General features: G+C 70.2%; 13 protein-coding genes. 4 read left to right on the top strand and 9 right to left on the bottom strand.

The features are described from left to right. Both K0817_RS03565 and K0817_RS03560 read right to left on the bottom strand, forming a co-directional pair. Entirely contained in the window at positions 1 to 903 is a 903-nt protein-coding gene (locus K0817_RS03565; RefSeq protein WP_219979996.1) for an SDR family oxidoreductase, read from the bottom strand. Further along, positions 900 to 1,361: a MaoC family dehydratase gene (locus tag K0817_RS03560; protein WP_219979995.1), complete on the bottom strand. Its 462-nt coding sequence runs from the start codon at positions 1,359 to 1,361 to the stop codon at positions 900 to 902. Before K0817_RS03560 ends, K0817_RS03565 begins: the two co-directional genes overlap by 4 nt. A 141-nt stretch (positions 1,362 to 1,502) precedes the next feature. Between K0817_RS03560 and K0817_RS03555 the strand changes: the two genes are divergently transcribed. Continuing rightward, entirely contained in the window at positions 1,503 to 2,321 is an 819-nt protein-coding gene (locus tag K0817_RS03555) for an IclR family transcriptional regulator C-terminal domain-containing protein (protein ID WP_219979994.1), read from the top strand. Positions 2,322 to 2,326: 5 nt separating this feature from the next. On the opposite strand, the gene K0817_RS03550 is transcribed toward K0817_RS03555, so the two are convergent. Both K0817_RS03550 and K0817_RS03545 read right to left on the bottom strand, forming a co-directional pair. Beyond that, positions 2,327 to 3,451: an NDMA-dependent alcohol dehydrogenase gene (locus K0817_RS03550; protein WP_219979993.1), complete on the bottom strand. Its 1,125-nt coding sequence runs from the start codon at positions 3,449 to 3,451 to the stop codon at positions 2,327 to 2,329. Between the two features lie 97 nt (positions 3,452 to 3,548). Further along, positions 3,549 to 4,994 (bottom strand): aldehyde dehydrogenase, encoded by a 1,446-nt coding sequence (locus K0817_RS03545; protein ID WP_219979992.1) that lies wholly within the window; start codon positions 4,992 to 4,994, stop codon positions 3,549 to 3,551. Between the two features lie 119 nt (positions 4,995 to 5,113). Between K0817_RS03545 and K0817_RS03540 the strand changes: the two genes are divergently transcribed. Genes K0817_RS03540 through K0817_RS03530 form a run of 3 tightly spaced genes read left to right on the top strand, consistent with a single transcriptional unit; the run spans position 5,114 to position 8,733 of the window. Next, on the top strand, positions 5,114 to 6,862 hold the full coding sequence (locus K0817_RS03540; RefSeq protein ID WP_219979991.1) for a dihydroxy-acid dehydratase: 1,749 nt from the start codon (positions 5,114 to 5,116) through the stop codon (positions 6,860 to 6,862). Next, the gene (locus K0817_RS03535; RefSeq protein WP_219979990.1) at positions 6,859 to 8,229 is read left to right on the top strand and encodes an FAD-dependent oxidoreductase; all 1,371 of its coding nucleotides are present in this window, start codon (positions 6,859 to 6,861) and stop codon (positions 8,227 to 8,229) included. Before K0817_RS03540 ends, K0817_RS03535 begins: the two co-directional genes overlap by 4 nt. A gap of 57 nt (positions 8,230 to 8,286) precedes the next feature. After that, positions 8,287 to 8,733, top strand: a complete 447-nt coding sequence (locus K0817_RS03530; RefSeq protein ID WP_219979989.1) for a MarR family winged helix-turn-helix transcriptional regulator — start codon at positions 8,287 to 8,289, stop codon at positions 8,731 to 8,733. 21 nt (positions 8,734 to 8,754) lie between these two features. Here K0817_RS03530 and K0817_RS03525 read toward each other — a convergent pair whose 3' ends face one another. The 5 genes from K0817_RS03525 to K0817_RS03505 are packed head-to-tail and all read right to left on the bottom strand — an operon-like array spanning position 8,755 to position 13,318. Beyond that, positions 8,755 to 9,552, bottom strand: a complete 798-nt coding sequence (locus tag K0817_RS03525) for an ABC transporter permease (RefSeq protein WP_219979988.1) — start codon at positions 9,550 to 9,552, stop codon at positions 8,755 to 8,757. Position 9,553: 1 nt separating this feature from the next. Continuing rightward, positions 9,554 to 10,387: an ABC transporter ATP-binding protein gene (locus K0817_RS03520; RefSeq protein WP_219979987.1), complete on the bottom strand. Its 834-nt coding sequence runs from the start codon at positions 10,385 to 10,387 to the stop codon at positions 9,554 to 9,556. Positions 10,388 to 10,416: 29 nt separating this feature from the next. Continuing rightward, positions 10,417 to 11,517: an ABC transporter substrate-binding protein gene (locus K0817_RS03515; protein WP_219979986.1), complete on the bottom strand. Its 1,101-nt coding sequence runs from the start codon at positions 11,515 to 11,517 to the stop codon at positions 10,417 to 10,419. A gap of 59 nt (positions 11,518 to 11,576) precedes the next feature. Then, positions 11,577 to 12,038: an aconitase X swivel domain-containing protein gene (locus K0817_RS03510; protein ID WP_219979985.1), complete on the bottom strand. Its 462-nt coding sequence runs from the start codon at positions 12,036 to 12,038 to the stop codon at positions 11,577 to 11,579. After that, on the bottom strand, positions 12,035 to 13,318 hold the full coding sequence (locus K0817_RS03505; protein WP_219979984.1) for an aconitase X catalytic domain-containing protein: 1,284 nt from the start codon (positions 13,316 to 13,318) through the stop codon (positions 12,035 to 12,037). Before K0817_RS03505 ends, K0817_RS03510 begins: the two co-directional genes overlap by 4 nt. Between the last annotated feature and the right edge of the window lie 8 nt (positions 13,319 to 13,326).

Here is a 13,326-nt window from a genome sequence, read left to right as displayed (position 1 = left end):
TCAATCCTTCTGCGGTCCCGAGTGCTGTGCCTGAGCCGCGAGCTGCGCGTGCCAGGCCTCGTCGATCTGCTCCGGGCTCCAGCCCCCGTCCTGGTCGAGGGTACGCAGGACGGTCGGGTGCGCATACAGCGTCAGCCGGTCGCCGCCGATGCCGATGGCCTGCCCGGTGACGTCGGCCGCGGCATCCGATGCCAGCCACACGATCAGCGAGGCGACATCCTCGGGGGTTCCGAGCGCGTGATCGCGCCGGTACTCGACCGGGATCGGAGCGCCCGCCACGTAGTCCTCGTACACCTGGGTGTACGCCGGGATGGTCGCCGTCATCGGCGACAGCGCGGTGGGGACGACGGCGTTCGCGGTGATGCCAGCACGTGCCAGCTCGAGCGACCACGTGCGGGCCATCGCGACGAGGCCGGCCTTCGCGGTGGCGTAGTTGGTCTGGCCGAAGCTGCCGAACTGCCCCGCGGGCGACCCGATCAGGATGATGCGCCCGCCCTCGCCCTGCTCGCGCAGGTAGGTGGCAGCAGCCCGGCCGCACGTGAACGATCCGCGCAGGTGCGTCGCGATGACGGCGTCGAAGTCGTCATCGCCCATCTTCCACAGCACGCGGTCGCGCAGCACGCCGGCGTTGGCGACCAGGATGTCGAGCCGGCCGAACTCGTCGACGGCCGCCGCGACGAGCGCGTCCGCCGTCTCGGTGGGTCCGACCGGTCCGACCGAGGCGACGGCGCGGCCGCCCGCGGACCGGATGTCGGCCACGGTCTGCGCCGCGGTCTCGCCGTCGACGTCGTTCACGACGACGGCCGCTCCTGCATCGGCGAGCGCGAGCGCGTACGCGCGGCCCAGGCTGCGGCCGGCGCCGGTGACGATCGCGACCTTTCCCGCCAGCAGCGGCGCGCTCACTTGTAGTACCTCAGGACGAGCTCGGCCACGCACGCGGGCTTCTCGACATCCTCGATCTCGAAGGTCACCGGCACCTCGACCTGCCAGCCGCCTCCGATGTCGGTGACGGACTTGATGTGGCCGTGCACGCGCACGCGCGCGCCGACGGGGACCGGCGCGGGGAAGCGCACGCGGTTCATGCCGTAGTTGATCCCCATGCCGACGCCCGTGACCTTGAAGATCTCGCGCATGTGCGGCACCACGAGGCTCAGGGTCAGCAGACCGTGCGCGATCCGCGTGCCGAATGGGGTGGATGCCGCGAACTCGGCGTCGAGATGAATGGGGTTGTCGTCGCCCGAGACCTTGGCGTACAGGTTCACCTCGTCTTGCGTGATCTCTCGCCAGCTGGAGGGACCGAAGGTCGCTCCCTCGAGGTCGGGCAGCTCGTCGATCGTCACGGAGACGGCCGTTGCGGTCATTGCATTCCTCTTTCGCATCCTCGCGTCGCGCGTCATGCGCGGCCTTCGCTCGAATGTCAGGTTACCTGAAACAGCTCCCTCGCACAGCCCGATCTTTCCGCTGCGCGGAAACCCGGGCGGGACCCGCCTAGGATGAGGCGGGTGACCGCAGAGCGTACAGACCGTTCACGCGACCGCGTGCAGAGCATCGAGCGCGGCGTCGCCGTGCTGCGCGTGTTCGACGGGCGACCGCCCCTGCTCTCCGCCGGCGAGATCGCCGCGCGATCCGCCCTCCCCCGGCCGGTCGTGCGACGCATCCTTCTCACCTTCGAGCACCTGGGCTATGTGCGCGGGGATCGCGGGCTGTGGAGCCTCACGCCCCGCATCCTCGAACTGGGCGCCGCGTACTTCTCCGACTCTTCCCTCCCCGTGATCGCCCGGCCGGCGATGGAGGATGTCGTGCAGCAGCTGCGCGAGGCGTGCAGTCTCGGCGCGCTGAGCGGTGCCGACGTCATCCACGTCGCCCGCGTCGAAGACCACCGCCCGCTGCCCGGCTCGGTGCGGGTGGGCGAGAGCCTGCCGGCCTCGGCCACGGCGATCGGCAAGGTCCTGCTCGCCGCACTGGACGACTCGTCGTTCGACGCCGTCCTGCCGCTGGTGGACTGGGAGCCCCATACACCCCACACCCTCACCGACGCCGACGCCCTGCGCGAGCGGATCGCGCTCGTCCGCGCCCGTGGCTACGACGTCTCGATCGAGGAGCTGAACCCAGGCATGGTCGCCGCCGCGGTGCCCATCATGGCCGGTGGCGTGGCCGTCGGCGCGCTCGGTGTCTCGTCGACGACGGTGCGTCAGGACGAGGCATCCCTCACTCGTGACGCGGTGCCGGCGCTGAAGGCGGCCGCCGAGCGCGTCGCTCGCGGCTACCTCGGCGCCAACCCGCACCTGCATCGCGCGTCAGCCGCCGACCCGGCGGGCTGAACGGCTCAGAATCTGATGCCGCCGCGGATGTTGCGTCCTTCGACCATGTCGCGGTAGCCCTCGTTGATCTCGTCGAGCGTGTACATACGCGTGATGAGTTCGTCGAGCTTGAGCTGGCCCGCGTCGTACATCTGGATCTGGCGCGGCACGTCGGCGCGCGGATTGGCGTGGCCGTAGATCGTGCCCTGGATGCGCTTCTGGTAGCGGGTGAGCTCGAGCGGGCTGATCGGGATGCTGGTCTCGCTGTCGGGCGCGATGCCCGTCACGACCACGACTCCGCCCTTGCGGATCGCCGACACGGCCTGAGCGACGTGCGCGCCCTCGACGACGCTGACCGACACGATCGCGCGATCGGCGCCCTGGCCGTTCGTGACCGACCGCGCGTAGTCCGCCGCTTCGTCCATCGTGGCGAACGCGTGGGTCGCACCGAGCTCCAGCGCCTTCTCGCGCTTGAACGCGACCGGATCGACGGCGATCACCGACACCGCGCCGGCATGGTGGGCGCCCTGCACCGCGTTGATGCCGATGCCGCCGATCCCCATGACGATCACGACGTCGCCGGGCCGGGTCTCGGCGGCGTAGACAGCGCTGCCCCACCCCGTGCCGACGCCGCACCCGAGCAGCCACATCTTGTCGAGGTCCGAGCCCTCGGGAAGCTTGATGGCCGAGTCCACCGACACGAGCGTGTACTCCGAGAACGAGCCGACCTGGCACATCTGGCCGATCGGCGTGCCATCGGGCAGCGCGAATCGGTAGCTGTTCTCGTCGTCGAACCGATGCCCGGCCAGCAGATACCGCCCGCGATCGCACAGGTTCGTCATGCCGGTGGTGCACCAGCGGCACTTGCCGCAGCTGGGGATCCACGTGAAGACGACCGCATCGCCCACCGCCCACCCGGGAGTGTCGGGGCCGACGGACTCGACGATGCCGGTGCCCTCATGACCGCACACCATGGGCAGATGGCCGGCCACGCTGTCGCCGGTCATCATGTGGTAGTCGGAGTGGCACATGCCCGCCGCCACCATACGCACGCGGATCTCGTTCTGCCGCGGATCGCCGACCTCGACGTCGGCGATCTCGAACTCGCCGGGAGCCTGACGGACGATGGCGGCGCGGGACGTGATGGGCATGGTCCTCCTTCGGAGCAATGCGAGTGAGCATCGTCGCTCATTATCAGGTTACCTGTAACTGATGACCGCGTCGAGGGACAACCGCCGCGGGCGCAGCTCAGCGGAAGATCGACGTGCTCTCGCGGTAGTTCTCGATGGCCTCGGGCCCGAACTCGCGCCCCAGCCCCGAGTCCTTCACGCCGCCGAAGGGCGACCCGAGGTCGGGACGATAGCCGTTCAGGCCGATCGACCCGGTTCGCACCCGTCGCGCGACGGCGAGGGCAGCATCCTCATCGGCACTGAAGACCGCGCCGCCCAGGCCATACCGCGTCGCGTTGGCGATGCGGATCGCGTCGTCGACGTCGGCGTAGGGGTGCACCGTGATCGCCGGTCCGAAGATCTCGTGCTGCGCGATCATGCTGTCGGGTGCGGCTTCGGTGATGATGCGGGGCGCGAAGAAGTACCCGAGGTCGTTCGGGGCGGCGGTGTCGCCCGCCAGCACGACCGCACCGTCGCCCTGCGCCTGCTCGACCATCCCCGACACGCGTGCGAGCGCACGCGCCGACACCAGCGGGCCCACCTCGGTCGCGGCATCCTGCGGGTCGCCCATGCGCAGGTCTCGCGCGAGATCCACCAGCGCGTCGACGATCTGCCGATAGCGGGATGCCGGAGCCAGCACGCGCGAGAGCGAGACGCAGTTCTGCCCGGTGTTGGCGAACGACGCCACCCGCAGGCTCGCGATCACGTGGTCGAGGTCGGCGTCGTCGAGGACGATCGCGGCGGACTTGCCCCCGAGCTCGAGGGTCGCCGGAACGAGCCGCTCTCCGGCGGCAGCCGCGATGTGCCGACCTGCGGCCGTCGACCCCGTGAAGGCGACCTTGTCGACGCCCGGGTGCGCTACCAGGGCACGGCCGGTCTCGGCTCCGCCCGAGACGATGTTGATGACACCGGGCGGGAGCCCGATCGCCTGCGCCGCGACCGCGAGATTGAAGATGTCCAGCGGCGACTCCGCCGCCGGCTTGATCACGACGGTGCAGCCGGCCGCGAGGGCGGGGCCGAGCTTGAGGGTCGTCGAAGACTGCGGGTGGTTCCACGGCACGATGAGCGCGGCGACCCCGAGCGGCTGGCGCACGTGCAGCGATGAGCCTTCGCGGTCGACATTCGGTCGCACCTGCTCACCTTCGAGCCCCCGCGCGAGCCGGGCGTAGTAGCGCAGGTGCTGCACGGGTCGCATGCCGTTCATGAAGCGCGCGACCGAGATCGGCTGCCCGATCTCGTCGGTGACGAAGGCCGCCGTCTCGCCGGCACGCGCTTCGAGCTGATCGGCCAGCCGGTCGATCCAGTCCCCCCGCTCGGCGGCAGACAGGCGGGGCCATGGCCCGTGATCGAACGCCGTCCGGGCCGCGCGCACCGCGCGGTCGACGTCATCCGCCGTCCCGTCCGGCGCGTGGCCGATGAGTGAGCGGTCGAAGGGGTTCTCGACGGCGATCAGCTGCGAGCCGGTCGACTCGGAGAACTCTCCGGCGGCGAAAAGACGTTCCTGAACCTTCGTTGCTTCGGGCACGGCGTCAGGCTAACACCGCGCTCTCGCCGTTGTCACGCATTGCGACCAGCAGACCGCAATGCGTACACTCGACAGAGCGGTCTCCTCCGCGCACGTTCACCGACGACGATGAGGATGCGATGACGCACCTGCGTAGCAACATGTCCGACACCTCGGCCCTCGGGATCGCGCGGCGGGCTCAGTGGAAGGCCCTCGGCATCGGCGCCGACGAGCTGACCAAGCCCAAGATCGCGATCGTCAACACGTCGTCCGATCTGGCCGCCTGCTACGCCCACCTCGACGACATCGTGCCCGTGCTCAAGGAGGAGCTGCGCGCGCTCGGCGCGCTCCCGTTCGAGATCCGCACCACGGCCCCGTCGGACTTCATCACCAGCGTCGGGCGAGCGGGCCGGTACATCCTCCCCAGCCGAGACCTGATCGTGAACGATATCGAGGCCGTCGTCGAGGGCGCCCGCCTGGACGCCATGATCTGCCTCAGCTCGTGCGACAAGACGACGCCCGCCCACCTCATGGCGGCGGCACGGCTGAACATCCCCACGGTCGTCGTCGCGTGCGGCTACCAGCACAGCGGCCTGGCCGAGGGGCGCGAAGCCGACGTCGAGGAGGTCTTCCTGCTGGCCGCCCAGGCCGCGGTCACGGGCGAGCCGAGGGAGGACCTGGCCGAGCTGGCGGACGACGCGATCCTCGGACCCGGCGTGTGCGCCGGGCTGGCGACGGCGAACTCGATGCACATCGCCGCCGAGGCGCTCGGCATGGCCGTGCCCGGATCCACGCCGGTGCGCGCCAACAGCGAACGGATGTGGGATGCCGTGCGCCGGTCCGCAGCAGCTCTCATGGCTGCGATCGACAGCGCCACCCTTCCCCGAGACATCATCACCGCCGGCTCGGTGCGCAACGCCGCCCGCGTGATGCTCGCGATCGGCGGTTCGATGAACACGATCAAGCACCTGCAGGCGGTCGCCGTCGAGGCCGGCGTCGACATCGATGTGTGGGAGACGTACCGCGAGCTCGGCCGCCAGACGCCGCTGCTGTGCTCGGTGCGTCCGAACGGACCGCGGCTGGTCGAGGAGTTCGAGGACGCGGGCGGCGGCGCGACGGTGATCCGGGAGCTGCTGCCCCTGCTCGACGGCGACCAGCTCACGATCACGGGACGCACTCTCGCCGAGAACGCCGCCGACGCCCGTCCGGCCGACGGGGAGGTCATCCGCACCGTCGCCGACCCGTTCGGCACCGACCCGGCGATCACGGTGCTGCGCGGCACGCTGGCACCCGGCGGCGCCGTCGCCAAACGTCCCGTGCCCGACACCGGCCGCAAGCGCTTCACGGGACCGGCCCGCGTGTTCGCCAATCGCGAGGAGGCGATCGCGGCCATCTCGAACGGGCGCCTGCGCCCCGGCGACGTGGCCGTCATCCGCGGCATCGGCGTCTCGGGCGGTCCCGGCATGGGCCTGACGTCGGCCTTCATCTTCGCGCTCCACGCCAAGGGCCTCGCGCAGAGCGTCGCTCTCGTCACGGACGGCCAGTTCAGCGGCCTCGTCAACCAGGGCGTCACGATCGGCGAGGTGTCGCCAGAGGCCGCCGCCGACGGACCGCTCGGCCGCCTGCGAGACGACGACGTGATCGACATCGATCTGGGCGCCGGCACCGTCGATCTGCTCGTGAGCCCCGAAGAACTGGCGGCGCGTGCGCCGTTCTCCCCGCCTGCCGACCTCGACACCGGCGGCGGCTATCTCGATCAGTACCGCGAGCTGGTCCAGCCGCTCGCGTGCGGGGCGGTGCTGTGCCCCCGGCCCAGCAGCCCGTGCCGTCCCGGCACGGGCGAGGCATCCCTCGCTTCCACAGCAGCCACCGCAGGAGGAGCCCGATGAGCCACCCCACCGTCCACCTTCCCGCCCGCGAGGTACCGGTCCTCGGCGAATACGACGTCGTCGTGATCGGGGGCGGCCCCGCCGGGATCATGGCCGCCACCGCCGCGTCGCGCGCCGGCCGCTCGACGTTGCTGATCGAACGCTACGGCTTCCTCGGCGGCGCCGGCACGATGGGCGGTCTCAGCACGTTCTGCGGCCTGCACGCCCGCGTCCACGGCGAGGACGTGCGCGTCATCCGCGGCTACACCGACGAGCTGCTCGACCGGCTCGAGAAGCTCGACGGGCTGAACGCCCCGCATCTGTCGGTCGAGGGCCGCATCATGGCGCAGGCCTTCGACATCTCGGCGTACAAGATGGCCGCCGACGACCTGGTGCTCGCCGGCGGCGCCGACCTGCTCTTCCACGCGAGCGTGCAGGGCGTCGTCATGGACGACTCCCGCATCGCCGGTGTCGTCGTCGAGTCGAAGTCCGGCGCGGGCGTGGTGCGCGGACGCTTCTTCATCGACGCGTCCGGAGACGGGGATGTCGCAGCCTCTGCCGGCGCGCCGTTCGAGCGGTCGCCGCACCTGCTCTACCCATCGCTGATGTTCCGCATCAACGGCGTCGATTTCGTCGAGGCCGGCGAGGCATGGAAGACGATCCGGCGCCTGATGGAGGAGGCCGAGGCCGCCGGCACGCACCGCTTCCCGCGCAAGAAGCCGATCGTGCGCCCGCAGCGCAATCCGCTCGAGTGGCGCTCGAACCTCACGCAGCTCGCGAACGACGACGGCTCAGCCATCGACGGCACCGATGTTCGGCAACTGACGCGGGGCGAGATCCAGGGCCGGCAGCAGGTGCGCGAGACGTTCGACTTCATCCGGCAGGTGACGCCCGGCTTCCAGGACTCCTACGTCGTCGACATCGCTCCGCAGATCGGCATCCGCGAGACCCGGCGCATCGTCGGGCCGTACCAGCTGACCGAGGACGACGTGCTGGGCTGCGCCGACTTCGACGACACCATCGGCGTCAATGGCTGGCCCGTCGAGGCGCACGTGCAGGGCGACGTCGAGTTCCGCTTCGCACCGGAAGACTCCCGCGGCTACAACCAGCTTCCCTTCCGGATGCTGCATCCCCGGGGCGTCGCCAACCTCCTTGTCGCCGGCCGCTGTGCCTCGATGACGCAGCTCGGCCAATCGTCGGGCCGGGTCACCGGTCCGTGCTTCGTCATGGGCCAGGCCGCCGGCACGGCAGCCGATCTCGCCCTTGCCGGGAACGGGGCATCCGCCGCCGTCGACGTCGCCGAGCTGCAGCGACGCCTCGAACGCGACGGCGCCTATCTCGGCACGAGCCTGCCGGTCCAGCCCGAGCCCGCCGAGATCACGCGCTGAGATCACGCGCAGAACGGCACCCGGCGCTACCCTGAACGCGAGGGGCGAAGGGGCCGGATGGAACACACCAACTTCACGTACGTCATCAAGCAGGTGGAGCTCGCCCTGCGCCCGTACATCGACGGCGCGTGCGCAGCGGCCGGCATGACGACCGCGCAGTACACGGCGCTCACCGTGCTCGAGCGTCGCCCGGGCATCACCAGCTCCGAGCTCGCGCGACGCTCGTTCGTACGCGCGCAGACGATGGCGCAGACCATGGATCCGATGCTCGAGGCCGGGCTGGTGCGACGCGAGCGCGACCCGGAGCACGCCCGGCGGCTGCTGCTCTACCTCACCGACAGCGGGGCGGCGGCGATCGCCCGGGCGCAGCCGCGCGTGGACGAACTCGAGCAGCTGATGATGAGCGAGTTCACCGACGAGGAGGGCGCGGCGTTCGCGGACTATCTGCGACGCGTACGCCACGCCCTGCGCTCGGGAACCCCCGCCCTCGCGGAGAAGAGCTGACCGGACGGATCGATCGGGACCTCAGGCCGTCGCCGTGCGCAGTCCGTACACCGACTCGTGCCACGGGATCACGAAGCGCTTGGCCTCGTTGACGATGAGGTACAGCACCAGTCCGATGAGCGACAGCAGCAGGATCAGTGCGAACGTCCGCGCTGCGTCGAGCGAGTTCATCGCCCGCACGACCATCGCCCCGAGGCCCTCGCTGCCGCCCAGGTACTCGCCGACGATCGCGCCGATCGTGGCCAGCACGATCGCGACCTCCATGCCGGCGAACAGGTAGGGCTGCAGACTCCGCAGCTCGAGCTGCGTGAAGGTCTGGGCACGTGTCGCGTTCAGACTCGTCATGACCTCGTGCTGGCCGCGCTCGACCGAGCGCACGCCGAGCAGCACGTTGAGCATGACGGGGAAGAACGCCAGCAGCGCCGCGAGCAGGATCTTCGAGGTCATGCCGAACCCGAACCACAGGGTGAACAGCGGGATGAAGGCGACCTTGGGGGCAACCTGCGAGATCACGATGAGGGGGCGGATGCTGACCTCGAGCCACGGCAGCTTGCCCAGGACGACGCCCACGGCGATGCCGAGGACGACCGCGATCGCGAACCCGGCGAGGATCTCGGTGACGGTGATGCCGACTTCCTCCCACGTGGCGGGGTCGGTGATCAGGGCCACGAACGCCGTTCCGACCTCAGCGGGCGGCGGGAAGACGAACGGGTTGACGTTGCCGATCGTGACGAACAGCTGCCACCCGATGATCAGCAGGATCACCAGTGACGGCGTGACGATCCAGGGCAGCACCTTGGCCATGCGGGAACGCGGCACGTCATTCCTCCTCGTCGAGGTCGTGCCGGAGGGCACGAACGATGTCGTTGAACTCGGGCGTCGTCTGCAGGTCGACCGATCGCGGCTTCTCGAAGCCCACGGGAAGGATCTGGCGGATCCGTCCTGGCCTGGGCGTCAGGTGCACGACGCGGTCGGCCAGAAAGACCGCCTCGGGGATGTCGTGGGTCACGAACACCACGGTCGAGTTCGTCTCGAGCACGATGCGCTGCAGCTCCAGGTTCATCCGCTCTCGGGTGAGCGCGTCCAGCGCGCCGAACGGCTCGTCCATCAGCAGCAGGTCCGGCTTGGTGCTGAGGGCTCTCGCGATGGCGGCGCGCTGCCGCATGCCGCCCGACAGCTCGCGCGGGTAGGAGCTCTCGAAGCCCGCGAGCCCCACCAGGGCCGCGAGCTCGGTCGCGCGTGCCCGTCGCTCCGCCTTGCCGACGCCGCGGATCTTCAGCGGCAGCGCGATGTTGTCGAGCACGCTGAACCACGGGAACAGATTGCTCTCCTGGAACACGAACCCGAGCCGCGTGACGGCGGATGACTCGACCCTGCCGTCGCGCCACAGCTGGCGGCCGTCCACGGCGATCGTGCCGCTGCTGGGCGCGAGCAGACCGCCGATCATGCGCAGCAGCGTCGTCTTGCCGCATCCGGATCTGCCGATCAGGGCGACGAACTCGCCGATCCTGATGTCGAGGTCGATGCCCGACACCGCATGGGTGACGCCGGCCTTGGTGTGGAAGTCGCGGCCGATCCCCCGGATCTGCAGCCGAGGGATGGCACCGCCGACCTCGGCGTCGGTCACGGGCGGGGCGAGGGTGTCGTTGGACACGGTGGGGGCCTCTCTTCGTCGGATGAGGATCACTCCGCGGGCAGGAGTTCGTCGGTGATCCAGTCGGTCGGGTCCTGGCCGCCCTCCAGCATCCCGGCGTCGACGTAAGTGTCGTACGTCGCCGTCCACGCGTCGAGGTTGTTCTCGAGCAGGCTCGCCTCTCCGGACTGGTCCACCCACGTCTCGGTCGTGTAGACCTCGAGGGCGGCGGTGGCCACCTCGTCGTCTTCGAGGGCGGGGAACGTCCAGTCGCCGCTGTCGCGCAGGGTCTTCAGCACGTTCTCGAAGTCGTTCGGAGCGTCGTCGATGACCGCCTGCACCGCCTCGCGGATCGCGGCCAGGAAGGCCTGGATGTTCTCCGCCTGCTCGGGGTCCTCGATGTTGGATGCCGTGGTGAGCCAGGTCTGGATGTCGGGCGCCTCGCTGAGGCCGGCATCGTCGATCACGGCGTCGTCGTTCTGCGCGTCGATGCCGATCGATGTGTCGAGGCTGACGATGTAGCCGTCCAGCTGCCCCTGCCGCACGACCTCGAGCGTCGCCGCGGTCACCGGGACCGCCTGACGGGTGACCGCGTCCACGGGGATGTCGGCAGCGCCCAGTGTGAGGTCCAGGATCTTCTCGCTGGTGCCGCCGACCGATCCCATCCCGATCGTGGCGCCCTCCATGTCTTCGGGCGCCTCGATGGGCTGCTCGTCGACCGACACCATGCGCAGGTTCGACTTGTAGGCCATCGTGCCCACCGAACGGATCGGCTGACCGTCCTCCATCGCGGGGAAGACGTCGACGGTGCTCGCGCGCGTGATCACGGCGGCGCCGCCGAGCAGCGACTGGATCGCTGCCGAGGTGCCCTGCACCGGCTGCAGCTCGACGTCCAGACCGTGCTTCTCGAAGAAGCCGCCCGAGTACGCGTACATCTCGGGGGTGAAGGTGAACGACTCCAGCGGCAGGAACGTGACCACCGTCATCGGTGTCAGTTCAGCCGGCTCGTCGCCGTCTCCGGCGGATGCGGTGTCTGGCGTGCCGCCGGCGCAGCCGCTCAGCGCGAGGGCACCTGCGGCGAGAAGCGCCGCTGCGGTGCGGAGGATGCGCCGGCGAGACCGGGGGGCCGGGTGTGCGGTTGCCGTGGTCATATCTGACTCCTGTGTCGGATCTGCGTCCCCGCCGTTGCGGACGACGGGCTCGAGTCTTGTCAGTGCCGTCCGCGCTCTCCAGCGGACTTTTCACTCATCGAAAGGGTGTCTCCGGCTCGCGCGAGAACGGAGATGGTTCCGGCATCCCCGTCCACGCGCACCAGGTCGTCGGTGCGCACCGTGAGGACCGGATCGGGCAGGGCTCCCACGACGGAAGGCACTCGTGTGACGATCGCGCCGAGGGCCGCCTTCGTGGTCATCACCGTGAACACCATCGCCGCGGGGGCGGTGCCGAGCAGGCGGGTGCTCTGGAAGAACCCCGACCACCCCGACGACCCCTTCGCACCCGGAAAGACCAGCACCTTGCCGGTGAAGCATACGCCGAACAGCTCGTGGCGCGGCTCGATGACGGTGCCGGTCGCGACGTCGATGCCGCCGAACCCGGAGATCGGCTCGCTGGTCACCAGGGCAGGCGCCTCGACGGCTCCCCCGACGATTCCTCGCCCCTGCATCACGATCATGCCGGCAGCGTTCCGTGCCAGCGGCCGGTGACGGCCGCGTCGATGCACTCCTTCAGGGTGCCGAACCAGGCCTCAATCCCGAGGATCGCAGGCAGGTAGTGCGCCTGCTTGGCTGAGTCGGTCGCGAACACGCGCGTTCCGGGAGGGGCGGCGCGCGACATCGCGGGGCACGAGTCGGTGAGCACCTTGCCGCCGGCCGCGGTGATCGCCCGCGTGTAGCCGCTCCGGTCGGCGACGGAGCGCAGCGCGCGCGGCGTCATGACCCACAGCTCGGTGTCGGCGTGCAGGCGGCGTCCGTCGAGCAGTTGCGCGATCTCGGCCAGCTGGTCGAGCGAGGCGTGCGGGCATCCGAGCAGGATGAAGTCGACGTCGTCGCTGTCACCCTGGCTGTTGAGCGCCTCATAGACCTCGCGCCGTGCTGCGCGGTCGTAGACGCGCGCCTCCGGTACGCTCGCCCCGCCGAATGCCGCCTCGAGGTCGGGAGCCTCTGGCGTGACGCCGGGCAGGTGGTACATCTCGACCCCGCCGGAGGTCGCGGCCGCCGCGCCGAAATGCTTGAGATCCGCGAGGTCGGGCTGCGCGAGCGCACCCACCACCGCCGGTCGCGCCTCCTGCACCACGTCGCCGACGAAGTACCCCAGCATCCCCCAGTCCTGGAAGCTCTCGACCTGCACGTCGGCGCGCACGAGGTGGGTGGCCAACCGCTGCGCGGGGTCGTGGTTGCCCCAGTACGGGATGCGGCCGGTCAGCGCCGCAGCGCCGGTCGAGGCCGCACCCTCGCAGTTGGTGCGGGCGCCCAGCACGGAGTTGCAGTAGACGACGGCCGAGGACTCCATCCACGCGCAGTGCTCGCCCCGCACCGGCAGGTTGCCCACCTGGTACGGCGTGCACGTCGCCAGGATGTTGACGCCCCGCTCGCTGACGAACGCCTCGGCGTCCTCCTGCAGCGCGATCGACGAGTCGGGGTACGGGGTGAGCCCCGACGCATCCGTGCCGAATCCGTGCTGCAGCTGACAGGTGGGCACCTTCATCCGCGGGATGTCGAGATCGCGGTCGCAATCGAGGTTGGTCACGGCGTACACGCGTGACCAGCCACCCTCGGCGAACAGCGCCGCCTTCGCCGGCGACGGCTGCGTCATGGTGCCGGCGACGTTGCGGGTCTCGACGAGCCGCTCCGCCCCGAGCGCGTCGGCATACCGGATGAGCAGATCCATCGCGGCGGCGACCGCGTCGCCCTCGGCGCCGTCGCGCATCCGCTTCTCTTCGTCGGTCAGCAGCATGAGGCACC

Source organism: Microbacterium sp. HD4P20 (assembly GCF_019449275.2).
GTDB lineage: Bacteria > Actinomycetota > Actinomycetes > Actinomycetales > Microbacteriaceae > Microbacterium.
This window is presented reverse-complemented; position numbering and strand designations above follow the sequence as displayed.